At 61.3% G+C, this 25,548-nt stretch carries 21 protein-coding genes; 8 read left to right on the forward strand and 13 right to left on the reverse strand.

Annotation, left to right across the window (positions count from 1 at the left end):
• Positions 1–67 precede the first annotated feature (67 nt).
• From BLW22_RS02990 to BLW22_RS03015, 6 genes are all read left to right on the forward strand, one after another.
• Positions 68–772, forward strand: a complete 705-nt coding sequence (locus tag BLW22_RS02990) for an MtnX-like HAD-IB family phosphatase (protein ID WP_065926538.1) — start codon at positions 68–70, stop codon at positions 770–772.
• A complete protein-coding gene (locus BLW22_RS02995) occupies positions 765–2,159 on the forward strand; it encodes an aspartate aminotransferase family protein (protein ID WP_027604609.1) in 1,395 nt (464 codons plus the stop codon). Before BLW22_RS02990 ends, BLW22_RS02995 begins: the two co-directional genes overlap by 8 nt.
• The gene (locus BLW22_RS03000; RefSeq protein ID WP_074844058.1) at positions 2,156–3,130 is read left to right on the forward strand and encodes an alpha/beta hydrolase; all 975 of its coding nucleotides are present in this window, start codon (positions 2,156–2,158) and stop codon (positions 3,128–3,130) included. Before BLW22_RS02995 ends, BLW22_RS03000 begins: the two co-directional genes overlap by 4 nt.
• Positions 3,131–3,249: 119 nt before the next feature.
• Positions 3,250–4,374, forward strand: coding sequence for a GNAT family N-acetyltransferase (locus BLW22_RS03005; RefSeq protein WP_065926536.1), 1,125 nt, complete (start codon positions 3,250–3,252; stop codon positions 4,372–4,374).
• Positions 4,374–6,143 (forward strand): sensor histidine kinase, encoded by a 1,770-nt coding sequence (locus BLW22_RS03010; RefSeq protein ID WP_065948873.1) that lies wholly within the window; start codon positions 4,374–4,376, stop codon positions 6,141–6,143. The genes BLW22_RS03005 and BLW22_RS03010 overlap by 1 nt, the downstream gene beginning before the upstream one ends.
• A complete protein-coding gene (locus BLW22_RS03015; protein WP_065926534.1) occupies positions 6,133–7,530 on the forward strand; it encodes a sigma-54-dependent transcriptional regulator in 1,398 nt (465 codons plus the stop codon). The genes BLW22_RS03010 and BLW22_RS03015 overlap by 11 nt, the downstream gene beginning before the upstream one ends.
• A gap of 217 nt (positions 7,531–7,747) precedes the next feature.
• Here BLW22_RS03015 and BLW22_RS03020 read toward each other — a convergent pair whose 3' ends face one another.
• The 11 genes from BLW22_RS03020 to BLW22_RS03070 all read right to left on the reverse strand — a co-directional run bounded on the left by BLW22_RS03020 (position 7,748) and on the right by BLW22_RS03070 (position 20,112).
• A complete protein-coding gene (locus BLW22_RS03020; protein WP_065926533.1) occupies positions 7,748–8,086 on the reverse strand; it encodes a GlpM family protein in 339 nt (112 codons plus the stop codon).
• Positions 8,086–9,423, reverse strand: a complete 1,338-nt coding sequence (gene aauR, locus BLW22_RS03025; protein WP_074844060.1) for a two-component response regulator AauR — start codon at positions 9,421–9,423, stop codon at positions 8,086–8,088. Before aauR ends, BLW22_RS03020 begins: the two co-directional genes overlap by 1 nt.
• Entirely contained in the window at positions 9,420–11,321 is a 1,902-nt protein-coding gene (aauS, locus tag BLW22_RS03030; RefSeq protein ID WP_065926531.1) for a two-component sensor histidine kinase AauS, read from the reverse strand. The genes aauR and aauS overlap by 4 nt, the downstream gene beginning before the upstream one ends.
• 158 nt (positions 11,322–11,479) lie before the next feature.
• Positions 11,480–12,214 carry an amino acid ABC transporter ATP-binding protein gene (locus BLW22_RS03035; protein WP_065926530.1) on the reverse strand — a complete coding sequence of 245 codons (735 nt, stop codon included), beginning with the start codon at positions 12,212–12,214 and terminating at the stop codon, positions 11,480–11,482.
• Entirely contained in the window at positions 12,211–12,882 is a 672-nt protein-coding gene (locus BLW22_RS03040) for an amino acid ABC transporter permease (RefSeq protein WP_027604601.1), read from the reverse strand. Before BLW22_RS03040 ends, BLW22_RS03035 begins: the two co-directional genes overlap by 4 nt.
• The gene (locus tag BLW22_RS03045; protein ID WP_024073702.1) at positions 12,882–13,628 is read right to left on the reverse strand and encodes an amino acid ABC transporter permease; all 747 of its coding nucleotides are present in this window, start codon (positions 13,626–13,628) and stop codon (positions 12,882–12,884) included. The genes BLW22_RS03040 and BLW22_RS03045 overlap by 1 nt, the downstream gene beginning before the upstream one ends.
• 194 nt (positions 13,629–13,822) lie before the next feature.
• Positions 13,823–14,749, reverse strand: a complete 927-nt coding sequence (locus BLW22_RS03050) for a glutamate/aspartate ABC transporter substrate-binding protein (protein WP_027604600.1) — start codon at positions 14,747–14,749, stop codon at positions 13,823–13,825.
• A 312-nt stretch (positions 14,750–15,061) separates the two neighbouring features.
• A complete protein-coding gene (glpD, locus tag BLW22_RS03055) occupies positions 15,062–16,600 on the reverse strand; it encodes a glycerol-3-phosphate dehydrogenase (protein ID WP_074844062.1) in 1,539 nt (512 codons plus the stop codon).
• A gap of 224 nt (positions 16,601–16,824) precedes the next feature.
• The gene (locus BLW22_RS03060; RefSeq protein ID WP_027604598.1) at positions 16,825–17,580 is read right to left on the reverse strand and encodes a DeoR/GlpR family transcriptional regulator; all 756 of its coding nucleotides are present in this window, start codon (positions 17,578–17,580) and stop codon (positions 16,825–16,827) included.
• A gap of 95 nt (positions 17,581–17,675) precedes the next feature.
• Positions 17,676–19,181: a glycerol kinase GlpK gene (glpK, locus tag BLW22_RS03065; protein ID WP_065948872.1), complete on the reverse strand. Its 1,506-nt coding sequence runs from the start codon at positions 19,179–19,181 to the stop codon at positions 17,676–17,678.
• A 76-nt stretch (positions 19,182–19,257) separates the two neighbouring features.
• Positions 19,258–20,112: an MIP/aquaporin family protein gene (locus BLW22_RS03070; protein ID WP_074844064.1), complete on the reverse strand. Its 855-nt coding sequence runs from the start codon at positions 20,110–20,112 to the stop codon at positions 19,258–19,260.
• A gap of 325 nt (positions 20,113–20,437) precedes the next feature.
• Between BLW22_RS03070 and ybaK the strand changes: the two genes are divergently transcribed.
• A complete protein-coding gene (ybaK, locus tag BLW22_RS03075; protein WP_074844066.1) occupies positions 20,438–20,908 on the forward strand; it encodes a Cys-tRNA(Pro) deacylase in 471 nt (156 codons plus the stop codon).
• A gap of 63 nt (positions 20,909–20,971) precedes the next feature.
• Here ybaK and BLW22_RS03080 read toward each other — a convergent pair whose 3' ends face one another.
• Entirely contained in the window at positions 20,972–22,081 is a 1,110-nt protein-coding gene (locus BLW22_RS03080; RefSeq protein ID WP_074844067.1) for an ABC transporter ATP-binding protein, read from the reverse strand.
• Positions 22,078–22,998: an ornithine carbamoyltransferase gene (gene argF / locus BLW22_RS03085; protein ID WP_027604593.1), complete on the reverse strand. Its 921-nt coding sequence runs from the start codon at positions 22,996–22,998 to the stop codon at positions 22,078–22,080. Before argF ends, BLW22_RS03080 begins: the two co-directional genes overlap by 4 nt.
• 431 nt (positions 22,999–23,429) lie before the next feature.
• Between argF and BLW22_RS03095 the strand changes: the two genes are divergently transcribed.
• Complete coding sequence (locus BLW22_RS03095) at positions 23,430–25,538, forward strand: molybdopterin oxidoreductase family protein (protein ID WP_074844069.1); 2,109 nt, start codon at positions 23,430–23,432, stop codon at positions 25,536–25,538.
• Positions 25,539–25,548: the final 10 nt, after the last annotated feature.

Raw genomic sequence — 25,548 nt, forward strand, 5'->3', positions numbered from 1 at the left:
AGTTGGCACACTCCCTGCTCTACCCCTTGGGCAAGCGCACACAGCGCGCTCCTCAAGGTAAACGCAGATGATCCACTGGCATATCGTGTGTGACTTCGACGGGACCATTACCCCCACCGATGTCATCGACAACGTCCTCCAACGCTTCGCCGGCCCCGAGTGGGAAACCATCGAACAGGAATGGCTGGATGGGCATATCGGTTCCCGCGAATGCCTGAGCCGTCAACTGGCGCTGATCAAGGCCACCCCAAGTGAACTGCTGGCGTATTTCGACAGTGTCGAGATCGACCCGGATTTCCCCGACTTCGTCGATCACGTGCTCGGCCTGGGCGCTTCCCTCGAAGTGGTCAGCGACGGTATCGAACAGGGGATTGCGCGGATCCTGTCGCGCAACTACGTGACCTTGCTGCCGATCCTCGCCAACCGCCTGCGCCAGGTCGACCAGAACAGCTGGCGCATCGACTTCCCGTATGCCAGCGATGCCTGCCGCGCCGCGTCCGGCAACTGCAAGTGCAAATCCACCCCGCGCAACAAGCGCGTGCTGGTGATCGGCGACGGCAAGTCGGACATGTGCGTGGCCTCCACCGCCGACTTCGTGTTCGCCAAAGACAGCCTCGCCCAGTACTGCGCAGCCAACAACATCCCTCACGCGCGCTTCGACACCTTCGCCGAAGTGCCTGCGTTGCTGGCCCGCCTGCCTCAGGGCATCGCCGCCAACGCCACCACCTTCAATACCTCTTCTGACAATCAGGAACTCTTCCACCATGTCTGATATCCGCATCGCTACCGCCGAAGACCAGATCCTCCTGGATAAAGAAGCCAAGTATTGCTCCTACGGCGACACCGTTCACTACATCGAGCCACCGCGTATTTTCAGCCGTTGCGAAGGCTCCTACGTGTGGGACACCGAAGACCAGGCCTACCTCGACCTGCAAATGTGGTACTCGGCCGTCAACTTCGGCTACGCCAACCCGCGCCTGAACAATGCGTTGAAACAGCAGATCGACACCCTGCCGCAAATCGCCAGCCAGTACCTGCACAAAGGCAAGATCGAGCTGTCGGAAATGATCGCGGTGGACGCCAAGAAGAAATTCGGCCTCGACGGTCGCGTGCACTTCAACGTCGGCGGTTCGCAGTCGATCGAAGACTCCCTGAAGGTGGTGCGTAACGCCACCAACGGCAAAAGCCTGATGTTCGCCTTCGAAGGCGGCTATCACGGCCGGACCCTCGGCGCCTCGTCGATCACTTCCAGCTACCGCTACCGTCGTCGCTATGGCCACTTCGGCGAGCGCGCGCAGTTCATCCCGTTCCCGTACCACTTCCGCGGCCCCAAGGGCATGACCAAGGAAGAGTACGGCAGCCATTGCGTGCAGCAATTCGCGCGCCTGTTCGAGACCGAATACAACGGTGTGTGGGACCCGAAAGTCGGCCAGAGCGAATACGCCGCGTTCTACGTCGAGCCGATCCAGGGCACCGGCGGCTACGTGATCCCGCCGATGAACTTCTATCGCGAACTCAAGCATGTGTTGGATCAGCACGGCATCCTGATGGTGTCCGACGAAATCCAGATGGGCTTCTACCGCACCGGCAAACTCTGGTCCATCGAGCACTTTGACGTACAACCGGACGTGATCGTGTTCGGCAAGGCGCTGACCAACGGCCTCAACCCACTGGGCGGCATCTGGGCCCGTGAAGAGTTGATCAACCCGAAGATCTTCCCGCCAGGTTCGACCCACTCCACTTTCGCCTCCAACCCATTGGGCACGGCGGTGGGCCTGGAAATGTTCAAGATGACCAACGAAGTCGACTACGGCGCGATGGTCATGGCCAAGGGCAAATTCTTCCTCGAAGGCCTGCAGGACCTGCAGAAACGGTTCCCGATCATCGGCGACGTCGACGGCCTGGGCCTGGCCCTGCGCTGCGAAATCTGCGGCCCGGACGGCTTCACGCCGGACAAGGCGACCCTGGACTACATGGTCGAAGAAGGCATGAAAGGCGACATGGTCGTCGATGGCCGCAAACTCGGCCTGATCCTCGACGTGGGCGGCTACTACAAAAACGTGATCACCCTGGCACCGTCCCTGGAAATCAGCTACCCGGAAATCGAACTGGGCCTGAAGCTGCTCGAGCAACTGCTGGTACGGGCGACCCAACGGTGAGCGCCGCCGGGATCGACCTCGGTGAAGGCAGTGCCGGTTTCGTTCTCGGTGAAGGTCCGGTCGGGATCCTGTTGATCCACGGCCTGACCGGCACCCCGACGGAGTTGCGCCAGGTCGCCAAGGGCCTGGTCAAGGCGGGTAACTGCACGGTGTACGTGCCCACCCTGGCCGGGCACTGCGGTGACAACAGCGACCTGCAGGCCACCGGCTGGCTGGACTGGTACGAGGGCGTGCGCAAGACCTTCGTGCAGGTCAGGCAACGCCACGAGCAGGTGTTTGTCGGTGGTTTGTCCATGGGTGCGGTGATGTCGATGTACGTGGCTGCCGAGCACCCTGGGCAAGTTGCCGGGCTGTTGATGTATTCCACCACCCTCAAGTACGACGGCTGGAGCATCAACAAACTGGCGTTCCTCACGCCGTTGCTGATGAAGATTCCGTTCGGCGTGCATATCTGCCGCTTCGAAGAGAAGCCGCCCTACGGCATCAAGAACGAACGCCTGCGGGCAATCGTCGAGCGGCAGATGAAGGAAGGGCAGAGCAGCGAAGCCGGTTTGCTGACCATGGAAGGCATCACGGTGCGCGAGTTGCACCGCATGAATGCCGTGGTCAGGAAACGCATGCCCAAGGTCAAGGTGCCGGCCCTGGTGCTGCACTCCCTCGAAGACGACATCACCAGCCGCTGGAACGCCGATTACGTGGAGCGTCACCTGGGCGGCCCGGTGACCAAGATCCTGCTGGACAACTGCTACCACATGATCACCGTCGACCTGCAATACCGCCGGGTGATCGAGTTGAGTGCCGACTTTGTCGAGCGGCACACCGCGTTTGTGGACGCCGGCTTACTGGGTGGTGAGCGGGCTTGTTGTGGTGAGCCAGCTTGCTGTGGTGAGCGGGCTTGCCCCGCGCTGGGCGGCGAAGCCGCCCCAAACCCAGGCACCTCAGTTCTAACTGGACGCATGCAGTGTCAGTGATGGGGCGGCTTCGCCACCCGGCGCGGGGCAAGCCCGCTCACCACAACAGCAAGCGCGCTCACAACAGCAAGCCCGCTCACCACAAGATGTCGCTCGCCAGCCATAACAAGGGAAACGATGTGATCACCACCCAAGCCTTCCCGACCATCCGGGCCCTCCAGCGTAGCGCCTGGAACGACTGTTTTCCCGGTGCCCTGGAAGACTGGGACTATTACGTCGCCGTGGAAAACGCCGCCATCGATGACTTCCAATGGCGCTACCTGGCGGTTTACGACAATGGAACGCTGGTGGCCGTGGCCGCCGCCTTCATCACCCATTATCGCCTCGACACCACGGTGTCGGGCGCCGGCAAGCGTTTGGCCGAACGTGTGGAGCGGCTGTGGCCGGGTGTTTTGCAATTGGGCCTGTATGCCATTGGCTCCCCGGTGGCCGAGCGTTGCGACGCCGGGGTTGCCAGTGGCGTGCCCGAGTCGCGTCGCCCGTTGTTGCTCAAACACTTGCTGGAAGCCGCGCGCCAGGATGCCGATGATTTCGGTATCGGCCTGCTGGCGGTCAAGGATGCACCCAGCCAGGATCCCCATTGGCTCGACAGTTGCCGGGTGGCGGGTTTTCAAAGCATGCCGGGCTTGCCCACCGGGGTGTTGCCGCTGCCGTACGGTTCGGTGGACGCCTACCTCGGTTCGCTGGGCAAATCCACCCGCAAGGACTTGCGCCGCAAGCTGCGTGCACCTGGACCACGGGTGGAATGGCGCGGCAATATCGACGACGTGCTGCCCGAGGTCATGGGCCTGTACGAAGCCACATTGAAGCGCGCCGAGTTGCAGTTCGAACACCTGCCTGCCGGCTATTTCACCGGCGTGCTGGAACGCCTTGGCGATCGCGCCGTCTGTGTTCTTTACTGGGTCGACGAGCAGTTGGTGGCGTTCAACCTGCTGCTGCTGGACGAGCACCGGTTGGTGGACAAGTTTTTCGCCCATGACGTTGCGTTCAGCCGTGACTACAACCTGTACTTCCGCAGCTGGCTGACCAACGTCGACTACTGTATTCAACACAATATTGCGGTGTATGAGTGCGGCCAGGCCGGGTATGCCAGTAAGCTGCGCCTGGGCTGCGAGTTCCAGGGCAACAGTGTGTTTTTCCGCCACCGCAACCGGCTGGTCAACGGCCTGCTCACGCTTGTAAAACTGTTTATTCGACCGGATCGTTCCGACCCTGCCATGGCTGCTGCGATAAGCGAAACCTGATGATCACCAAGACCCGCCAGAAAGCCCGCCCCTTTGCCATTTCGCGCTGGAGCGTCCAGCGCAAGCTGGTGCTGGCGTTCTGGCTGGTCAGCGTGATTCCCACCATGATCGCGGCGGAGCTGGCGGCGACCACGCTGTCGCAGATTTTCGACAGCAACGTGCGTATCTGGCTGCAGGAATCGACCAAGATCGTCAAGGACGAGATCGGCGACATCCTTCACGACAACGCGCGCATGGCCAAGCTGTTCCTGCGCTACACCAGCCCGCCCTCGAGCCGGCAGGCGGCCAAGCATGACCGGCTGACCGCGGACATCGCCGATGCCACCGACATCGACGTGGTGGCGCTGATCCGCACCAGCGATCAAAAGGTGGTGTTCAGCACCGCCTCCGATGACATCGTCAAACAGATCAGCCTGACCAGCAACGCGGTGCTGCAGACCGTGCAAGTGGCGGGGGTGAGTACCGGGATTGTGGTCTCGACCTTCGAAACCAGCCAGGACGGCGTCGACTACCGCCTGTTGGTGGCGACCTACCTGGACAGCAGCTTTCTCACCAGCGTGGCCGATGTGCATTCCCTCGACCTGCGCCTGTACCTGGCCAACCCCGAGGGGTTCTCGGAGATATTTTCGACCCAGCGCTTCGTGGATCACCCGGCGCGTATCCCGAAAAGTGTCGAGACCGCGATGCGCAGTACCAAGCAGCCCAGCGAGCAGTTCACCAACAGCTACAGCGGGTTGTACTGGCCGATTTTCAACGACGCCGGTGACCTCCAAGGCGTGATTTTCAGCGGACTGTTGCGCCATACCAGCCTGGTGGGGCTGGTGAACCAGAGCAACCTGTTCGTGCTGATTTTCCTGCTCAGTTCGGCATTGTCCCTCGCGGCCGGGGTGCTGGTGTCACGGCGCCTGACCAAGCCGTTGCGGGACTTGTCCGAAGGCGTGAGCGCGGTGATCTCAGGCAACTACGCGCACCGCGTGCTGGTCAGCGGCGGCGATGAACTGGCGCAATTGAGCAGCACCTTCAACCATATGACCGAGCGCCTGGGCGAGTTGCACCACCTCGAAGCCCAACTGCGCCGGCGCGATCGCCTGCATGCCCTGGGCGAAGTCGCCATGGGCCTGGCCCACGAGATCCGTAACCCGTTGGGCATCATCAAGACGGCCACCCAGTTGTTGCACCGCCGCGTTGATCTGCCGGACGCCGACAAGCGCCACCTGGAATATGTGATCAGCGAAGTCAGCCGCATCAACGACTTGATCACCGAGTTCCTCGATTTTGCCAAACCCAACCCACCGTTGCGCGTGCTGCAGCCGGCCCGTCCATTGGTGGAGGAGATCCTGGGCTTCTGTGCGCCGGAACTGGCCAGCCATAACATCGACGCGCAGATCGACGACCAGGCGCCGGGGGCGACGATCTACGCCGACGCCAAGCAACTCAAGCAGGCCTGCCTCAACCTGATTCTCAACGCCATCGATGCCATGCCTGAAGGCGGGCGCCTGACCCTGGGGATTCGCAGCGAGGGCGACAACACCGTCATCACCATCGCCGACACCGGCCAGGGCATCGCGCCGGAGATGATCGAGCGCATCTTTACGCCATTCGTCACCACCAAGGCCTCTGGCACGGGCCTGGGCCTGGCCAAAGTCTATTCGATCATGGAAAGTCACGACGGCAGCATCGAATGCGCCAGCGAAAACGATGCCGGCGCCACCTTCAGCCTGTACATTCCAGCGACAGGCGAAGACGACGAGGACAGTCATGACGCATAACATTCTGGTAGTCGACGACGAACCCAAGCTCTGCGACCTGCTGGCGTCGGCCCTGGGCCAGAACAGCGTGCAGGTGTTCATTGCGGGCAACGGCCTGCATGCGCTCAAGGTGCTGGAACAGGAAGACATCGACCTGGTGATCAGTGACTGGCGCATGCCGGGCATGGACGGGCCGGCCTTGTTGGCCGAGATCAAGGTGCGTTATCCCCACGTGCCGGTGATCGTGATGACCGCCTACAGCACGGTGAAAAACGCCGTGCAGTCGATGCGCAACGGTGCCTACGACTACATTGCCAAACCGTTCGATATCGACGAGCTGGACATCACCGTGGCCAAGGCCCTGCAGTTTCGCGACATCATGCGCGACAACGCGCGCCTGCGCGCCGAGCTGGATGAGCAGGCGCAGTTCGACAGCCTGGTGGGCGACAGCCCGGCGTTTCGCAAAGTGCTGCAGGCGGTGGATTCGGTGCGCGACAGCAGCACCACCATCCTGCTGACCGGCGAAAGCGGCACCGGCAAGGAAATGGTCGCCCGCGCCATCCACAAGCACGGCAGCCGTGCCGACAAGCCGTTTGTGGCGGTCAACTGCGCGGCGATCCCCGAAGGGCTGCTGGAAAGCGAAATGTTCGGCCATCGCAAGGGCGCGTTTACTGGCGCCGTGTCTGACCGGGTCGGGCGCTTCCAGCAGGCCGACAAGGGCACGCTGTTTCTCGATGAAGTGGGCGATATGCCCCTGGCATTGCAGGCCAAGATCCTGCGCGCCTTGCAGGAGCGGGTGATCGAGCCTGTGGGCGACCCCCGCGAGCGCAAGGTGGATGTGCGGGTGATCGCCGCCACCAACAAGAACCTGCTGGAGGCGGTGGCCAACAAGGAGTTTCGCGAAGACTTGTATTACCGCCTCAATGTGTTCCCGATCCCGCTGCCGGCCCTGCGTGAACGCGTGGAAGACATCGCGCCCCTGGCCCGTCACTTTGCCCGGACCCTCAGCGCCACTGCCGGCAAGCGTATTACCGGCTTCAGCCCTGAAGCGTTGCAGGCCATGGCCGCGTATCACTGGCCGGGCAATATCCGTGAGCTGCAAAACTGTGTGGAGCGCGCGACCATCGTGGCCGCCACGCCTGTGATCGAAGACATTGATTTGCCGGGCTATCTGTTTGCTTCCAAACCCAGCGAAGGCGGCGTGACCGCGATCCTCAGCGACGGGCCGGGGATTCCCCAGGACCTGGACGCGGCGCTGGCGGAGGTGGAGAAGGCCTATATCCTCGCGGCGTTGCAGGAGAGCAATGGCGTGCAGGCTGCGGCGGCGGCGAAGATCGGGATTTCCGAAAGGAGCTTTTGGTATCGCCTGAAGAAACTGGGCATCCAGGTCGACAAAATAGTCCGCTGATTAAATGTGGGAGGGGGCTTGCCCTAATGTCAGTCAGTTAAGCGTACATCGCCTCCTGTAGGAGCGAGCTTGCTCGCGAAAAACGTCAACGATAACGCGTGCTTCCTGAATGAACGCGGCGCCTGTGAGTTTTTCGCGAGCAAGCTCGCTCCTACAAAAAGCCTTAAATGACTGGCATTAGGGCAAGCCCCCTCCCACATTTTTTGACCGAGTCGGGTCAGGTATGGAAGCGTACCCAGATACTCACCAGGATCGTCGCTGCCATCAGCCACGCTACCGCCGCGACGGCTAAAGAGGCCTCCAGCCGCATGCGGTCCACCATCACATACAACGTCGCCAAATACACAAAGTAGGGAATGATCGACCACATCCCGAACAGGATGGTGGTCTTCAAATCGTCCAGCGAACGGCCCTTGCCGACGATGTAATGGGCGATCAACGCAAAGGTCGGAAACAGCGGCACCAGCCCGGCGATGTAGTAGTTCCTGGTCTTGGCCAGCGCCGCCAGGATCAGCACCACCGCCGCGCCCAGGGCGGCTTTCAAAAAAAGATCCATCAGTGGCTCAACCCGTATTTCTTGACCTTGTCGAACAAGGTGGTCTTGGCCATGCCCAGTTCCAGGCTGGCCTGGGTCAGGTTGCCGCCGCTGCGTTGCAGGGCATCGCTGAGCAGGTTGCGTTCAAAGGCTTCCACCGCTTCGGTGAACGCCAGGCCTTGGCTGCCGCTGCTGGTCCCGCTTTTCTTGAAGGCGGGCAGGCCGAGGGCGAAGCGTTCGGCGACGTTGCGCAGTTCGCGTACGTTACCGGGCCAGTCGTGGCTCATCAGGCTGGAGAGGGTCTGGTTGTCCAGTTCCGGCGCGGTGCGGTCAAAACGCAGCGACGACTGCTGCAGGAAGTGTTCGAACAGCTGCAGGATGTCTTCGCGGCGTTCGCGCAGGGGCGGCAGTTCCAGGGTCACCACGTTGAGGCGGTAGTACAGGTCGCTGCGGAACTGGCTGGCGCGGCTCAGTTCGTCGAGGTCGGACTTGGTGGCGGCGATCACCCGGCAATCCACGGCCACGCTCTGGTTCGAGCCCAGGCGTTCCAGGGTGCGCTCCTGCAGCACTCGCAGCAATTTGATCTGCAGGTTGATCGGCATGCTTTCCACTTCATCGAGGAACAGCGTGCCTTCATGGGCGTGTTCGATCTTGCCGATACGGCGCTTGCCGGCGCCGGTAAAGGCGTTGGCTTCGTGGCCGAAAATCTCGCTTTCGAACAGGTTCTCCGGCAGGCCGCCGCAGTTGAGGGCGACGAACTGGTGGGCATGCCGGCGGCTGAAATCATGCAGGCAACGCGCGACCAGCTCCTTGCCGGTACCGGTCTCGCCTTCGATCAGCACGTTGGCCGAGGTGTCGGCAACGTTGGCGATCAGCTCGCGCAGGTTCTGCATGGCCGGCGAGCGACCGATGATGCGGCCTTCCAGCGAATCCCGCTCAGCCAACTGACGGCGCAGCGACCAGACTTCCCGCGCCAGCCCGCGTTGTTCCAGGGCGCGGCGGGCGACGTCGACCAGGCGCTCGGGGGAGAAGGGTTTCTCCATGAAGTCGTAGGCGCCATTGCGCATGGCGCCGACCGCCATGGAGATGTCGCCATGCCCGGTGATCAGCACCACCGGCAGGCTTTTATCCAGGGCCTTGAGACGGGTGAGCAGTTCCAGGCCGTCAATGCCCGGCAGGCGAATGTCGCTGATCACAATGCCGGCGAAGTTCTCGCCGATACGTTTCAATGCCTCCTCGGCACTGCCCACGCCCACGCTTGGGATATCTTCCAGCGCCAGCGCCTGTTGGCAGCCGAGCAGCACATGGGGGTCGTCTTCGACGATCAGCACGGTGAGGTCTTGAGGATCAATATTCATGTCGACTCAGCTTGTTGAGCGCCCACCAGCGGCAGGCTCAGGACAAAGGCAGTGCCACCGCCGGCCGGGTGCTCCACGGCGAGGGTGCCGCCGGTGGCTGCCGCGAGGCTGGCGGAGAGGGTCAGGCCCAGGCCCAGGCCTTGCTCGCCGGGTTTGGTGGTGAAGAAGGGTTCGAACAGATGCTTGCGCGCCTCGGCGTCGATGCCGTGGCCGTTGTCGCGCACCAGCAGGCGGTATTTGCCCTCGGCGGCGCTGCCTTCCAGCCACAACTCGGGAGCCGGTTGTGCCTGCATGGCGTCGAGGGCGTTGCCGATCAGGTTGACCAGGATCTGTTCCAGGCGGGTCTGGTCGATCTGCAATTGGGCCGGGGCAAAGTCGCGGTGCAGGCTCAGCGGCAGGCTGTCCAGGCGTGGGCCCAGGACCTGGAACGCGGCGTCCACCGCCTTGGCCAGGCTGGCTTCGCCCTGGTCATCGCCGCGTCGGGCAAAGGAGCGCAGGCTGGCGGTGATACGGCCCATGCGGTCGATCAGTTCGTTGATGGTCTTGAGGTTGGCGCTGGCGGTGTCCAGCGCGCCGCGTTCGAGGAAGCGCACGGTGTTGCCGGACAAGGTGCGCAGCGCGGCCAACGGCTGGTTCAGTTCATGGGCGATGCTGGTGGACATCTGGCCGATGGCCGCCAGCTTGCCGGCCTGTACCAGTTCATCCTGGGCGCGGCGCAGGGTTTCTTCGGCCTGGCGCCGTTCGCGGATCTGGCCCTTGAGCCGCTCGTTGCTGGCGCGCAGGTCGGCGGTGCGTTCGGCGATCCGCCGTTCCAGCTGGCTGTTGGCTTCCTGCAAGGCTTCCCGCGCCGCGAGGCGGGTGGCGATGACTTTGCGCCGCTCGTTCCAGGCAATCAGCAAAAACGCGACGAGGCCAAACGCGACAGCCACCAGGATGCCCTGGTTGATCGCCGCGCGACGCAGGTCGTTGAGCGGGGTGAGCAGGGTGAAATTCCACGGTGTGTCATTGAGTGGGCGGGTTTGCGCCAGGTAGCTGACTTCGTGTTCGTCGTTGACCACTTCAGTGTTGGCCGGGAAAGTCAGCTTCTCGCTGCGTTCATTCAAGCGCTCACGGGCCAGGGGTTCCAGTTCGTTGAGCGTGGCCCAGTAATATTGCAGGCTGTGGGCCAGGCGATCCTTGGTCTCGTCGCTCAGCGGTCGCACCGCCTTGAGGCGTCGAGCCGGGTCGCTGGAGAGAATGATGATGCCGTTCTCGTCGCTCACAAAGGCTTCGAGGCGCGCGCGTTGCCAGCGCTCTTCCAGGGCTTCGAGGCGCACTTTGACCACCGCCACGCCGATGATCTTGCCGTGTTCCTCCAGGCCATGGGCCAGGTAGTAGCCGGGTTCGCCGTTGGTGCTGCCGATGCCGTAGAAACGCCCGGGCTGGCCGCGCACGGCATTCTGGAAATAGGCGCGAAAGGACAGGTCTTCACCCTGGTAACTGTCGGCATCGCGCCAGTTACTGGTGGCCAGCACACGGCCGGTGGTGTCCATCACGTAGATGGCCCGACTGCGACTGCGTCGGTTCAGGCCTTCGAGGTAGTCGTTGACCGTTTTGCGGGTTTCCTGGTTCGGCTCGGCCAGCAGCTTGGAGACGCTCGACTCCAGCTCCAGCAGGCTGGGCAGGTAGGTGTATTTGCTGATTTCACTTTCGACGGTGCGGGCATGCAGCTCCAGCTGGCGTTCGCCGTTGTCGCTGAGGGTGCGGATGCCGTAGTACTCACTGATCCAGAAGCCGATATAACCCAGGCCGATCATCAGGGCGATGATCAACGGCGGCAGGAACAGTTGGCGAATCAGACGAGGTTTCACGGCAAGTGATGGCGGTGCGGCGCGATAGAGGTTGGGGTCGCATTTCATCACAGATGCCTTGGGTCAGCTACCGCCCTCCGGCCAACTGTAGGAGCGAGCTTGCTCGCGAAAAACGTCAACGATGACGCGTGCATCCTGGATGTCCGCGGTGCTCTTGGGTTCTTCGCGAGCAAGCTCGCTCCTACAGGGTGGGAGTGAGGCTGTTTTTAGTGCTGCAGGATTTTCTCAAGGAAGTGCTGCGCGCGCTCGGAGCGGGCGCTGATGTCGCCGAAGAACTCTTCCTTCGGGCAGTCTTCGATGATCTTGCCGGCGTCCATGAAGATCACGCGGTCGGCCACTTTGCGGGCAAAGCCCATTTCGTGGGTGACGCACATCATGGTCATGCCTTCCTGGGCCAGTTGCACCATCACGTCCAGTACTTCGTTGACCATTTCCGGGTCGAGGGCCGAGGTCGGTTCGTCGAACAGCATGACGATCGGGTCCATGGCCAGGGCGCGGGCAATCGCCACACGTTGCTGCTGGCCACCGGAAAGCTGGCCCGGGTGCTTGTGGGCGTGCGCCGACAGGCCGACGCGCTCAAGCAGTTGCAGGCCTTTCTTGGTGGCTTCTTCCTTGCTGCGGCCGAGCACCTTGATCTGTGCGATGGTCAGGTTTTCGGTGATGGTCAGGTGCGGGAACAGCTCGAAGTGCTGGAACACCATGCCCACGCGCGAACGCAGTTTCGGCAGGTTGGTCTTCGGGTCGGCGATGGAGGTGCCGTCGACGATCACGTCACCTTTCTGGAACGGTTCCAGCGCGTTGACGCACTTGATCAGGGTGGACTTGCCCGAGCCCGATGGCCCGCACACCACGATCACTTCGCCTTTTTTAACCTCGGTGCTGCAATCGGTCAGCACCTGGAAGTCGCCATACCACTTGTTGATATTCTTGATAGAGATCATACGGCAAACCTTTTTTGCAGACGCTTGACCAGCAGCGAGGCGGAAAAGCTGATGATGAAGTAGACGACACCGGCGAAGATCAGGAACTCATTGGAGCGCCCGATGATGTCGCCGTTGGAGCGGGCGGAGTTGAGGAAGTCCACCAGGCCCACGGTGTAGACCAGCGAGGTGTCCTGGAACAGGATGATCGACTGTTGCAGCAGCAACGGGGTCATCTTGCGGAACGCCTGGGGCAGGATGATCAGGCGCATGGTCTGGCCATAGGTCATGCCCATCGCTTGTGCCGCCGCCATCTGGCCCTTGGGGATCGACTGCACGCCGGCCCGCACGATCTCACAGAAGTACGCCGCTTCGAACATCATGAACGCCACGACGCAGGAGGTGAACGCACCGATCGGCGTGTCTTCGCCGGTGATCCAGCGCAACACGAACGGCACCGCCAGGTAGAACCAGGTGATCACCAGCAGCAGCGGGATCGAGCGGAAGTAGTTCACATAGGCGCCGGCCACCCGGGACAGCAGTTTGCTGGACGACAGGCGCATCAGTGCCAGGATCGTACCCAGCGCGATACCGCCGATCACGCCCATGACCATCAGCTTCAAGGTCATGACCATGCCGTTCCACAGGCCCGGGATGGCGGGGATGATGCCGCTGAAATCGAGTTCCATTATTTACCCCCCACGGAGATCAGGCCGGGCACTGCGACTTTCTTCTCGACCACGCGCATCAGCAGCATCAGGCTCATGTTCAGGGTGAAGTAGATCAGCGTGGCCAGGGTGAAGGCTTCAAACAGGTTGGCCGAGAACTCGGCGGTCTGTTTGGTTTGCGCCAGCAGTTCCATCAGGCCGATCAAGGACGCCACGGAGGAGTTCTTGAAGACGTTGAGGAATTCCGAGGTAAGCGGCGGAATGATGATCCGGTAGGCCTGGGGCAGCAGCACGTTCCAGTAGATCTGCGGCAACTTGAAGCCCATGGCACGTGCAGCGGCCTCTTGGCCCCGTGGCAGCGCCTGGATACCGGTACGCACTTGCTCGCACACGCGGGCAGCGGTGAACAGGCCCAGGCACACGACAACGCTCAGGTAGGCCGAGGTGGTCGGGTTGAGGTCCTGCTTGTACCAGTCCTGCAGGTTCTGCGGCAGCAGGTCGGGTATCAGGAAGTACCAGATGAACAGCTGCACCAGCAGCGGCACGTTACGAAACAGTTCCACGTAGCAGGTCGCGATGCCCGATACGAGGCGGTTTGGCACAGTGCGCATGACCCCCAGAATGGAGCCCAGCAGCAAGGCGATAATCCATGCCACGACAGCGATGGCGATGGTCCAGCCCAGGCCGGCGATGTACCAGTCGAGATAAGTCTCGCTGCCCACGCCGGTGGACTTGAAGAACACGCCCCAGTCCCAGTTGTAATTCATTAGGGTCTCCCCTCGAGATCGATCGATGTACAAGCACCCGCTTGGGGAAAGTCCATTCCCGCCTGGCGATGAACGCCAGGCACACGCGATCGGCTCGAAAACCGCCCGGTCGAGTGTTCCAAAGTATAGCCAGCAGGTAGTAACAGACGCCTGAGGGAGGGTTGGCTCCCTCAGGCGATAAGGTTAGTCAGGAATCAGATTTTTACTTCAGGCGCCGGCTTGTCGGTCGGGTTCTTGATCAGTTCCTTAACCTTGTCGCTCATTGGGAAGTTCAGGTTCAGGTTTTTTGGTGGGATCGGGCTTTCGAACCACTTGGCGTAGATCTTGTTGATTTCGCCGGACTTGTACAGGCCAACGATGGCGTCATCCACCGCTTTCTTGAAGGCAGGATCTTCTTTGCGAACCATGCACGCGTAGGCTTCGAAGGACTGTGGAGTACCGGTGATGACCCAGTCATCCGGCTTCTTGGCCTTGGCTTCTTCACCGGCCAGCAGGGCGTCGTCCATCATGAAGGCTACGGCACGGCCGCTTTCCAGCATCTGGAAGGACTCGCCATGGTCTTTGGCGGAGATGACGTTCATGCCCATCTGCTTGTCAGCGTTCATCGCCTTGATGATGCGCTCGGACGTGGTGCCGGCGGTGGTCACGACGTTCTTGCCTTTCAGGTCGGCGAAGTCGGCGTAGCTAGGCTTGCCTTCCTTGTCTTTCTTGACCAGCAGGCGAGTGCCGATTTCGAAGATGTTGGTGGTGAAGGCGACTTGCTGGGCGCGTTCGGCGTTGTTGGTGGTGGAACCGCACTCGATGTCGACGGTGCCGTTCTGAACCAGCGGAATACGGGTCTGCGAGGTGACCAGGTTGTACTTGGCCTGCAGATCGGGTTTGTTCAGGTCTTTTTTCAGGGCTTCGACGATGGCCAGCTGAATGTCGTGGGAGTAGCCCACAGGTTTGCCCGAACCATCCGCAATGTAGGAAAACGGAATGGAACTGTCGCGGTGCCCGAGGGTGATGGTGCCGGAGTCGTTGATTTTCTTCAGTGTGCCGGTGAGTTCGGCGGCAAAGACTGGAGTGCTGATCAGAGCAGCAGCGATAGCTGCGCCCAAGATATGGGGAACGATGCGCATCAATACTTCCTCGACATTTGTTTTTTTTATGAAGCCGGCTAGACGGCTCTCTTGTACAGCGAATGCCCGTGACGGCTCCTGAAGCGTCCCAGGCAATCGTCTGGGAGTGTAGAGCATGAGTCGTGCCAGACCGAAAATAAAAGCTTAACAAGTTGATTTATATGATGATTAATTTTGTATGACGACAAATATGTAACCGTTTGATCCGGTAAACCGAATAGGCTTGCCTGTGGCGTTCGGAAAACCGAATGCCAGGCGCTATAAAAAAGCCCCTGGGCCTTACGGCGCAGGGGCTTTTGTGCGATGGGCCTGTCAGGCCGCTTCGATCTTGCTGCGGGTCTGCTCAACCTTGGACAGGTAGCGTTGCACGTTATCCTGTTCCTGTGGGGTGGTGAACAGGCCGAGTTTGGTCCGGCGCCATAGCACGTCCTGGGGCTGGGTTACCCATTCCTCGGCACACAGGTAATCGACCTCGCGGGTGTAGAGGCCGCCGCCCAAATGTTCACCCAGGTCAGCCAGCGACTGCACGCCTTCGAGCAGGCGCCAGGTGCGGCTGCCATAGGTGGTGGACCAGCGGCGCGCGATCTCGCTCGGCAACCAGTCGAACTTGCTGCCAATGGCCTCGGCCAGGGCTTCTGGGGTGGTCATGTCCTCGCCGCCGGGCAGGCTGGCGGTGGCGGTCCAGCTGGGACGCATCTGCGTGAAGTACGGGGCCAGTTGCGCCATCGCCGATTCGGCGAGCTTGCGGTAGGTGGTCAGCTTGCCGCCGAACACCGACAGGATCGGCGCCTCGCCCGTACCACCGGACAGCGACAGGGTGTAGTCACGGGTGATGGCCGACGGGTTGTCCGACTCGTCGTTGCACAGTGGGCGCACACCCGAGTAGGTGTGGACGATGTCGTCGCGGCTCAGCTGTTTCTTGAAGTGCGCGTTGACCACCTTGAGCATGTAGTCGGTTTCACCTTCGGTGATCGCCACTTTCGCCGGGTCGCCGGTGTATTCGCGGTCGGTGGTGCCGATGATGGTCAGGTGGTTCAGGTACGGAATGGTGAAGACGATGCGCTGGTCTTCGTTCTGCAGGATGTGCGCGTGGGCGCCTTCATACAGCTTCGGCACGATCAGGTGGCTGCCCTGGATCAGGCGGATACCGTAGGGCGAGTCCAGCTTCAGGTCGTCCTTGATGAACTTGGCGACCCACGGGCCGGCGGCGTTCACCAGGGCGCGGGCACGGATCGAGAACAGGCTGCCATCGGCGCGTTCCATGTTCATGTCCCACATGCCATTGCTGCGATGGGCACTGATGCAGCGGGTCTGGGTATGGATGTGCGCACCCTTTTCACGGGCCGCCATGGCGTTGAGGACGACCAGGCGGGCGTCGTCGACCCAGCAGTCGGAGTATTCGAAGCCTTTGGTGATTTCGCTTTTCAGCGGGCTGTCAGGGCCGAACTTGAGGCTCTTGGAGCCGGCGAGTTTCTCGCGCTTGCCCAGGTGGTCATAGAGGAACAGGCCGGCACGGATCATCCACGCCAGGCGCAGGTGGGGGCGGTGTGGCAGGACGAAGCGCATCTGTTTGACGATGTGCGGGGCCTTGGCCAGCAGCACTTCACGTTCAGCCAGGGCTTCGCGTACCAGGCGGAATTCGTAATGTTCGAGGTAGCGCAGGCCGCCGTGGATCAGTTTGCTGCTGGCGGAGGAGGTGTGGCTGGCCAGGTCGTCCTTTTCGCAAAGGAATACCGACAAACCGCGACCGGCTGCGTCTGCTGCAATGCCGACGCCGTTGATCCCGCCACCGATTACGGCAACGTCATAGACTTCGGCAAGCGGTGGAGCAGGCAAGGTAGAAGGGTTCATCGACTGGCCTCGGGAGCTTTTTCGTATTGGAATTCGAACATTAATGTTCATTTGCGAAAATGGTAGCTGATAAACGTGGGCACAGCCAGCCGACTTCGATTGAAAAAACTCATCGAAGGGCGGGAAAAGGAAAATTTGTGAACATAAGCCTGGGCAAGGCTCGAGAAAAAGGCGCTGGATAAATCGCCATCGGGGGCTTGCCCCCGATGGCTTCAATGCAGACGCTATACGACTTCCAGGCGAACCTTGTGCTGGTTCAGCAACTGCACCAGCGCCGGCACCGGCTCCTGATCCGTCACCAGGCAGTCCACCAGGCTTATCGGCCCCAGTCGAATCATGGCATTGCGCCCGAATTTGCTGGAGTCCGCCGCCAGGATCACCTGGCGTGCATTGGCAATGATCGCCTGGGAAACCCGGACTTCCTGGTAGTCGAAGTCCAGCAGGCTGCCGTCCTCGTCGATGCCACTGATACCCACCAATGCGAAGTCGACCTTGAACTGGTTGATAAAGTCGACACTGGCCTGGCCCACCACGCCGCCGTCACGACGCACATTGCCGCCGGTCAGCAACACGTCGAAGTCGTCCTTGGCGCTGAGCATGGTGGCGACGTTGAGATTGTTGGTGATGATTTTCAGGTGGTTGTGGTTGAGCAGCGCACGGGCAATGGATTCCGTGGTGGTGCCGATATTGATGAACAACGAGGCGTGATCGGGGATTTGTGCCGCGATGGCTTCGCCGATGCGTTGTTTCTCATCGCGCATCTGGTCGGCCCGCATGGCGTACGCGGTGTTCTCGACACTGGAGTCATAGGCCGCGCCGCCGTGGTAGCGGCGCAGCAGATTGGCGTCCGCCAGTTGGTTGATATCGCGGCGGATGGTTTGCGGGGTGACAACGAATAGCTGCGCCATTTCCTCGATACTGACGTAGCCGCGTTCGCGGACCAGTTCGAGGATTTGCTGCTGGCGGGGAGGCAGATTCATGGGGCGTCCTTTGGGCTGCCATACAAAAGTGGCCCATGATGACGCAGGAATCTGCTCCCTGCCAGTTACAACCCGATATGGGGCCCGCGCATGGCTTATTCGGCGCCTTCGTGGGGTTCCCAGTCGCGGGTGCGGCTCACCGCTTTTTGCCAGCCGGCGTAGAGTTTTTCCTTGGCGGCTTCTTCCAGCTGCGGTTCGAATTCGCGCTCGATCACGGCCTTGCCGCGCAGCTCGTCGAGGCTGCCCCAGAAGCCGCAGGCCAGACCGGCCAGGTAGGCGGCGCCGAGTGCGGTGGTTTCGCGCATTTGCGGGCGCTCGACCTGGGTGCCGAGGATGTCGGCCTGGAATTGCATCAGGAAGTTGTTGGCCACCGCACCGCCGTCCACACGCAGGGCCTTGAGGCGTTCGCCCGAGTCCTGTTGCATGGCGTCGAGCACGTCGCGGGTCTGGTAGGCAATCGACTCCAGGGCGGCACGAATAATGTGATCCACGCGTACGCCGCGGGTCAGGCCAAACAGTGCGCCACGGGCATACGGGTCCCAGTAGGGGGCGCCCAGGCCGGTGAAGGCCGGGACCAGGTACACGCCATTGCTGTCCTTGACCTTGCCGGCGAAGTATTCGGTGTCGGTGGCATCGGCGATGATTTTCAGCTCGTCACGCAGCCATTGCACGGTGGAGCCACCGTTGAACACCGCGCCTTCCAGCGCATAGGCCACTTCGCCACGGGGGCCGCAGGCGATGGTGGTGAGCATGCCGTGCTTGGACTTGACCGCTTTGTCGCCGGTATTCATCAGCAGGAAGCAGCCGGTGCCGTAGGTGTTCTTGGCCTGGCCGGCCTCAACGCACATCTGGCCGAACAGTGCCGCTTGCTGGTCACCGGCGATACCGCCGATGGCGATGCCGCTTTTGGTGCGGCCGTAGATCTCGGAGGAAGACTTCACTTCCGGTAGCATTTCCCGCGGAACGTCGAGGATCTCCAGCATCTTCGCATCCCACTCCAGGGTGTGGATGTTGAAGAGCATGGTGCGCGAGGCGTTGGTGTAGTCGGTGACGTGGGTTTTGCCGCCGGTAAATTTCCAGATCAGCCAGCTGTCGACAGTGCCGAACAGCAACTCGCCGTTGCGCGCACGCTCGCGGCTGCCTTCGACGTTATCGAGGATCCACTTGAGCTTGGTGCCGGAGAAGTACGGGTCGGTGACCAGGCCGGTGGTGTCGTTAATGTATTGCTCGTGGCCGTCGCGCTTGAGCTGCTGGCAGATTTCGGTGCTGCGGCGGCACTGCCAGACGATGGCGTTGTAGATCGGGCGGCCGGTGACCTTATCCCAGACCACGGTGGTTTCACGCTGGTTGGTGATGCCGATGGCGGCGACCTGGTCATGGTGCAGGCCGGCCTGTGCCAGGGCCTCGACCATCACCGCGCTCTGGGTGGCGAAGATTTCCATCGGGTCATGTTCGACCCAGCCGGCTTGCGGGTAGTGCTGGGTGAATTCACGTTGGGCGGTGCAGACCACGTTGGCGTCGCGATCGAAGATGATTGCCCGGGAACTGGTGGTGCCCTGATCAAGGGCAATGATGTAGTTCTTATTCTCGATGTCGGTCATGTCAATTGCCTTGGACGAAATAAGGAAGTCAGAAATCAGCCGGGGCCGCATAGGGCAGGGGACCAGGCTGGCGCTTTCAGGAAATACGAGTCTTGCCGTTGACAGCCGTGTCAGTTGTTTCCGCTATAGCAGGTGCGGCGCTCGGCAAGTGGCGGGCAATCAGCCCGCGATAGGCCGCAGCACCGAGGCATGCGCCGACAATCGGCGCGAAAATCGGAACCAGGAAGTAAGGAATATCGCGGCCGCCAGTAAAGGCCATTTCACCCCAGCCAGCGAAAAAGGTCATCAGCTTGGGCCCGAAATCCCGCGCCGGGTTCATCGCAAAGCCGGTCAGCGGGCCCATGGCACTGCCGATGACCGCAATCAGCAGGCCGATCAACAGTGGCGCCAGCGGGCCGCGCGGCAGGCCGTTGTTGTCATCGGTGAGGGCCATGATCACGCCCATCAGGATCGCGGTAATGATCATTTCCACCAGGAAGGCCTGCGCCGTGCTCAGCAGTGCATGGGGGTAGGTGGAGAACACCGAGGCCAATTCCAGGCTGGCCTGGGTGCCGCGTACCAGATGGTGGGTTTGTTCGTAATCGAAAAAGAGATTGCTATAGAGCGTGTACACCAGCGCCGCCGAGCAGAAGGCACCGGCGATTTGGGCTAGGATGTAGAACGGCAGTTTGCGCTTGTCGAAGTCGGCAAAAATACACAGGGCGATACTGACCGCCGGGTTGAGGTGGGCCCCGGAAATACCGGCGCTCAGGTAGATCGCCATGCTGACGCCGATCCCCCAGATGATGCTGATTTCCCACAACCCGAAGCTGGCACCCGCGACCTTGAGCGCAGCAACGCAGCCTGTACCGAAGAAGATCAGCAGCGCAGTCCCCAGGAACTCGGCCATGCATTGGCTTGAAAGTGAAGGCTGTTGAAGAGCAGTTGTCATGGAAAACCTCGATTGTTGTTCTTGTCTGGCGCACTGCCTCAACGGACGGTTGCGCGATTTTCACCGTGACAGGATCCCCATCCAAGACACGGCTTACTGCTGGAACGCTGCAGGTGTATTCCTACAGTATTCGGAAACGAAAAAATATAGACAAGAATGACGGCTGTCAAAGGTCGAAAGTGAACTGTCGGTCACTTTCCAACTATTGGTTTGATGAATGATCACGCTCGCCACGTTAAGTATTGTGGACGGGGAGGGCGGACTAGAGCGTTTTATGCGGGCTTGGCCTAGAATTGGCCGTCTGTTTGCCACGCTCGGAGAGGTCATGACCCCCGCATTGGATTTGTTGAAAAAAGTTCGCGCCGAACATCGCGTCCACAGTTATGAACACGACCCCAAGGCGGCCTCCTATGGCCTGGAGGCCGCAGAGAAATTGGGCCTCGACTCGGCGCAGGTGTTCAAGACCTTGTTGGCCAGCAGTGAAAAAGGCGAATTATTGGTGGCTGTGGTGCCGGTCGTCGGAAGTCTGGACCTCAAGGCCCTGGCTCATGCGGCGGGTGTGAAAAAAGTCGAAATGGCTGATCCGGCAGCGGCGCAGCGTTCCACCGGTTACCTGCTGGGAGGCATCAGCCCACTGGGGCAGAAGAAGCGGCTGCGCACATTTATCGATGTAACGGCGCAGCCGTTCGCGACAATTTTTGTGAGTGCGGGGAGGCGCGGGCTGGAAGTGGAGTTGTCCGCCGCGGTGCTGGCGGAACATACCCAGGCCAAATTCGCAGAAATTGGCCGGGTGTAATCCCGGTATGCTGGAGAATCAATGTGGGAGGGGGCTTGCCTCTCCCACACGTTGATCATTGACTCAGCCAGCCGGGCTGTAGCGCCGTACGCCGGATTCGGCGTGAGGAACCTGCGCCGCGACGCTGCCTGAGGCCTGGAACAGCACCAGATGCTCCGCGGCCACGCGAATGCCCACTTGTGCGCCCACCTGATGGTCGGCATGGCTGGGGAAAATCGACTCCAACTGCGCACCCGTCGGCAGTTGTAGGCGGTACAGGGTTGATGCGCCGAGGAAGGTCTTGCCGACGATCCGCGCTTTCAAGGCACTGTCCGGCGCGTAGACGATGTCGTCCGGGCGCAGCAAGACGTCCACGGCACCCCCCGTAGGCCAGGTGTAGGCGCGGTTTCCGCGCAGGTCGCCCAGTTCGGTGTGGACGGACTCGGGCGAACTCAACTGGCCACGAATGAAATAACCCTGGCCGATAAAGCTGGCGACATACGGCGTCAGGGGTTCGTGATAGAGGTTGTAGGGGGTATCCCACTGCTCCAGGCGCCCTTCCTTGAACACTCCGACGTGATCACTCACAGCGAACGCCTCTTCCTGGTCATGGGTGACCAGGATCGCACTGGTGCCCCGTGCCTTGAGGATGTCGCGTACCTCGTGGCTGAGCTTGCGCCGCAGTTCGCCGTCGAGGTTGGAGAACGGTTCGTCCAGCAGCAACAGTTGTGGCTCCGGCGCCAGGGCGCGGGCGAGGGCGACGCGTTGTTGCTGGCCACCCGACAGTTCGTGGGGGAAGCGCTTGCCCAGGTTCTTGAGGTTGACCAGCTCCAGCAGTTCGGCGACCACACGGTCTTTTTGCGGGTGTTTGCGAATGCCGAAGGCGATGTTGTCGGCCACGCTGAGGTGGGGAAACAGTGCGTAGTCCTGGAACACCATGCCGATACGACGTTTCTCCGGCGCCAGGGTAAAACCGGCGCTGGAGATCACTTCGCCCGCGAGGCTGATTTCGCCTTCGTGCACCGGCTCAAAACCGGCAATCGCGCGCAAGGTCGTGGTTTTGCCACAGCCCGAAGAACCCAGCAGGCAACCGATATCGCCCACGTTGAGGTGCAGATTGAGGTTCTGCACCACCCGTTGATCCTGGTAGCCGCATGCCAGATTGCGCAAGTTCAGCAGTAATGGCTGGCTCATGCGTGGTGGTACGCCGGTTCGACGAGGAATTCGAGCAGGGCTTTTTGCGCGTGCAGGCGGTTCTCTGCCTGGTCCCAGGCCACGGAGCGTGGGTCATCGAGCAGGTCGAGGCTGATTTCTTCACCCCGGTGGGCGGGCAGGCAGTGCATGAACAGCACGTCCGGCGCGGCCATGTCGAGCAGGGCGCGGGTCACCTGGAAGGGCGCGAACAGGGCCAGGCGCTTGGCGGTTTCGTCTTCCTGGCCCATGGAGGTCCAGACGTCGGTGCTGACCAGGTGGGCGCCGATCGCTGCATCCTTTGGATCGCGCAGGATCTGCACACGGCCATCGGCCTTGGCCAGGAACTCGGCGGCCGGTTCGAAGCCTTCCGGGCAGGCGATGCGCAGGTGGAAGTCGAACTGAATCGCCGCTTCTATATAGCTGTTGCACATGTTGTTGCCGTCACCGATCCAGGCCACGGTCTTGCCCTGGATCGAGCCACGGTGCTCAAGGAAGGTCTGCATGTCGGCCAGCAACTGGCATGGGTGCAGGTCATCGGACAGGCCGTTGATTACCGGCACGCGCGAGTTGGCGGCGAATTCGGTCAGGGTGCTGTGGGCGAAGGTACGGATCATCACCGCATCGAGCATTCGCGACATGACGATCGCGCAGTCGCTGATCGGCTCGCCACGGCCCAGTTGGGTGTCACGCGGCGACAGGAAGATGGCCTGGCCACCCAGCTGGATCATGCCCGCTTCGAACGACAGGCGAGTGCGGGTCGACGACTTCTCGAAAATCATCCCGAGCACGCGGTTTTTCAAAGGCTCGAACAGTACGCCGCGGTTACGCAGGTCTTTAAGCTCAATGCCTCGACGGATCACGCTGACCAGCTCTTCGGGCGTGCAATCCATCAGGGAGAGAAAGTGCCTTGCGCTCATCATTAACTACCTTTTTGCAACAGACCGCAGATACTCAAAGCCTTGTTTATTGTGACAACGGGCGAGACCTGCGGCGAAAGCCGCACGGGGCGACGAAATAGGGGAAGGCGCGATCTTATAATTAAATGTCGCGTCTTACCAATAGGGCTACGGTTTTATGGGTGTTCAAGAAGGGCGCAAGAGCGCATTCGAAGACGGTTTCCAGACAGCAGCAGGTCATTTGTACACTGGCCTCGCAACCATTTGCAATGTGCAGGGGCGGGCCCAGGCCGGGCTGCGTCGGTTTTAGACGTGGGTTACAGGCTCTGTAACATTTGCTCATGTTTGTTCATGGCCTGGCCTGATGGCTATCGATTCACAGGACGAACGATGCTGGCGCCTGTCATGGTCACGGCCCATAGTCAGGCCAAAGCCCAATAAAGAGACTGGCCATGACCAAGACTCTCCATCACCGTGCCTGCCACCTGTGTGAAGCCATCTGTGGCCTGACCCTGGAAACCACCCAAGCCGAAGACGGCAGCCTGGCGATCACCTCGATCAAGGGCGACACGCTGGACAGCTTCAGTCGCGGCCATATCTGCCCCAAGGCCGTGGCGTTGCAGGACATACAGAATGATCCTGACCGCCTGCACCAGCCCATGTTGCGGGTGGGCAGCGAATGGCAGCCAATCCCGTGGGATGAGGCGTTTGCCCTGGTCGCGGAGCGGCTGGCGGGCATCCAGGCGCGGCATGGACAGAATGCAGTGGCGGTGTATCAGGGCAACCCCAGCGTGCACAACTATGGGCTGATGACCCACAGCAACTACTTCCTCGGCCAGCTCAAGACGCGCAACCGATTTTCTGCCACCTCCGTAGACCAGTTGCCCCATCACCTCACCAGCCACCTCATGTACGGCCACGGCCTGTTGCTGCCGATTCCGGACATCGACCACACCGACTTCATGCTGATCCTGGGCGGCAACCCGCTGGCCTCCAACGGCAGCATCATGACCGTGCCCGATGTGGAGAAGCGTCTCAAGGCTATCCAGGCCCGGGGTGGCAAGGTGGTGGTGGTCGATCCTCGGCGCAGTGAGACGGCGGCGATCGCTGATCAGCATCTGTTCGTGCGGCCTGGCGGGGATGCGGCGTTGCTGTTCGGGGTACTCAACACACTGTTCACCGAGAACCTGACGCGTGACAGTCATTTGCCGGTAGAGGGCCTTGAGGATGTGCGCCGTGCGATCCTCGGCTTTACCGCCGAAGCCATGAGCCGCCAGTGTGCCGTACCCGCCGGGCAGATTCGCCAGTTGGCACGGGATTTCGCTGCTGCGGATAAAGCGGTGTGCTACGGGCGCATGGGGGTGTCGACCCAGGCGTTCGGTACGCTGTGTCATTGGCTGGTGCAGTTGATCAACCTGGTCACTGGCAACCTCGACCGCGAAGGCGGTGCGTTATGCACCAGTCCGGCAGTGGACTTGGTCGCGTCCACCGGTGGCGGGCATTTCAATCGCTGGCAGAGTCGCGTGTCCGGGCGCCCGGAGTACGGCGGCGAGTTGCCAGTGTCTGTATTGGCCGAAGAAATGCTCACCGGCGGCGAAGGACAGGTCCGCGCGCTGGTGACGGTGGCGGGCAACCCGGTGTTGTCGACCCCCAATGGCCGCCAGTTGGAGCAGGCCCTGGACGGCTTGGAGTTCATGGTCAGCATCGACCTCTATATCAACGAGACCACGCGTTATGCCGATCTGATCCTGCCGTCCACTTCGGCGCTGGAAAACGACCACTACGACACCACGTTCAACATGTTCGCCGTGCGCAATGTCACCCGTTTCAATCGCGCGATCCTGCCCAAGCCTGAGGGGGCGTTGCATGACTGGGAGATCTTCGTCGGCTTGGCCACGGCATTCGCTGCGCACACCGGTATGGCGCTCAAGCCCACCATGCCGCCTGCGCAAATGATCGACTTCGGCCTGCGCGCCGGCGCTTATGGTGATGCGTCGAGCCATCAGTTGTCGGTGGCGAAGCTGGCGGACCATCCCCATGGCATGGACCTGGGGCCGCTCAAGCCAAATCTCGCCGCGCGGTTGAAAACCGTGGATGGCAAGGTGCAGGCGGCACCGGCAGTGATTCTGGCGGATCTGGCGCGCTTTGCGGCGCAGCCGATGCCTGTGGCTGACGAGTTGCTGCTGATCGGCCGTCGCCATGTGCGCAGTAATAATTCCTGGATGCATAACTATCACCGGCTGGTGAAGGGTAAGCCTCGGCACCAGTTGCATATGCATCCCGACGACCTGGCCAGTCGCCAGTTGGCAGATGGGCAGCGGGTGCGCGTCAGTTCACGTATCGGCATGATCGAAGTGGAGGTGGTCGCCAGCCTGGACATGATGCCCGGCGTGGTCAGCCTGCCCCATGGTTGGGGTCACGGCCGTCCTGGCGTCCAGATGAGCATCGCCAGCGAGCAACCCGGGGCGAGCGCGAATGACTTGACCGACGAGCGGCAATTGGATGAGTTGTCGGGCAATGCGGCCTTGAATGGCGTACCTGTCCAAGTCGCTGCCGCATAAGGAGCCCGAG

It is taken from the genome of Pseudomonas marginalis, from assembly GCF_900105325.1.
Classification (GTDB): domain Bacteria; phylum Pseudomonadota; class Gammaproteobacteria; order Pseudomonadales; family Pseudomonadaceae; genus Aquipseudomonas; species Aquipseudomonas marginalis.

Bases quoted from the DNA above. Each gene is read 5' to 3' on its own strand.
- BLW22_RS02990 (WP_065926538.1), top strand. From the start codon at position 68: ATGATCCACTGGCATATCGTGTGTGACTTCGACGGGACCATTACCCCC.
- BLW22_RS02995 (WP_027604609.1), top strand. From the start codon at position 765: ATGTCTGATATCCGCATCGCTACCGCCGAAGACCAGATCCTCCTGGAT.
- BLW22_RS03010 (WP_065948873.1), top strand. From the start codon at position 4,374: ATGATCACCAAGACCCGCCAGAAAGCCCGCCCCTTTGCCATTTCGCGC.
- BLW22_RS03015 (WP_065926534.1), top strand. From the start codon at position 6,133: ATGACGCATAACATTCTGGTAGTCGACGACGAACCCAAGCTCTGCGAC.
- BLW22_RS03020 (WP_065926533.1), bottom strand. From the start codon at position 8,086: ATGGATCTTTTTTTGAAAGCCGCCCTGGGCGCGGCGGTGGTGCTGATC.
- aauR (WP_074844060.1), bottom strand. From the start codon at position 9,423: ATGAATATTGATCCTCAAGACCTCACCGTGCTGATCGTCGAAGACGAC.
- aauS (WP_065926531.1), bottom strand. From the start codon at position 11,321: ATGAAATGCGACCCCAACCTCTATCGCGCCGCACCGCCATCACTTGCC.
- BLW22_RS03035 (WP_065926530.1), bottom strand. From the start codon at position 12,214: ATGATCTCTATCAAGAATATCAACAAGTGGTATGGCGACTTCCAGGTG.
- BLW22_RS03040 (WP_027604601.1), bottom strand. From the start codon at position 12,882: ATGGAACTCGATTTCAGCGGCATCATCCCCGCCATCCCGGGCCTGTGG.
- BLW22_RS03045 (WP_024073702.1), bottom strand. From the start codon at position 13,628: ATGAATTACAACTGGGACTGGGGCGTGTTCTTCAAGTCCACCGGCGTG.
- BLW22_RS03050 (WP_027604600.1), bottom strand. From the start codon at position 14,749: ATGCGCATCGTTCCCCATATCTTGGGCGCAGCTATCGCTGCTGCTCTG.
- glpD (WP_074844062.1), bottom strand. From the start codon at position 16,600: ATGAACCCTTCTACCTTGCCTGCTCCACCGCTTGCCGAAGTCTATGAC.
- BLW22_RS03060 (WP_027604598.1), bottom strand. From the start codon at position 17,580: ATGAATCTGCCTCCCCGCCAGCAGCAAATCCTCGAACTGGTCCGCGAA.
- glpK (WP_065948872.1), bottom strand. From the start codon at position 19,181: ATGACCGACATCGAGAATAAGAACTACATCATTGCCCTTGATCAGGGC.
- BLW22_RS03070 (WP_074844064.1), bottom strand. From the start codon at position 20,112: ATGACAACTGCTCTTCAACAGCCTTCACTTTCAAGCCAATGCATGGCC.
- ybaK (WP_074844066.1), top strand. From the start codon at position 20,438: ATGACCCCCGCATTGGATTTGTTGAAAAAAGTTCGCGCCGAACATCGC.
- BLW22_RS03080 (WP_074844067.1), bottom strand. From the start codon at position 22,081: ATGAGCCAGCCATTACTGCTGAACTTGCGCAATCTGGCATGCGGCTAC.
- argF (WP_027604593.1), bottom strand. From the start codon at position 22,998: ATGAGCGCAAGGCACTTTCTCTCCCTGATGGATTGCACGCCCGAAGAG.
- BLW22_RS03095 (WP_074844069.1), top strand. From the start codon at position 23,430: ATGACCAAGACTCTCCATCACCGTGCCTGCCACCTGTGTGAAGCCATC.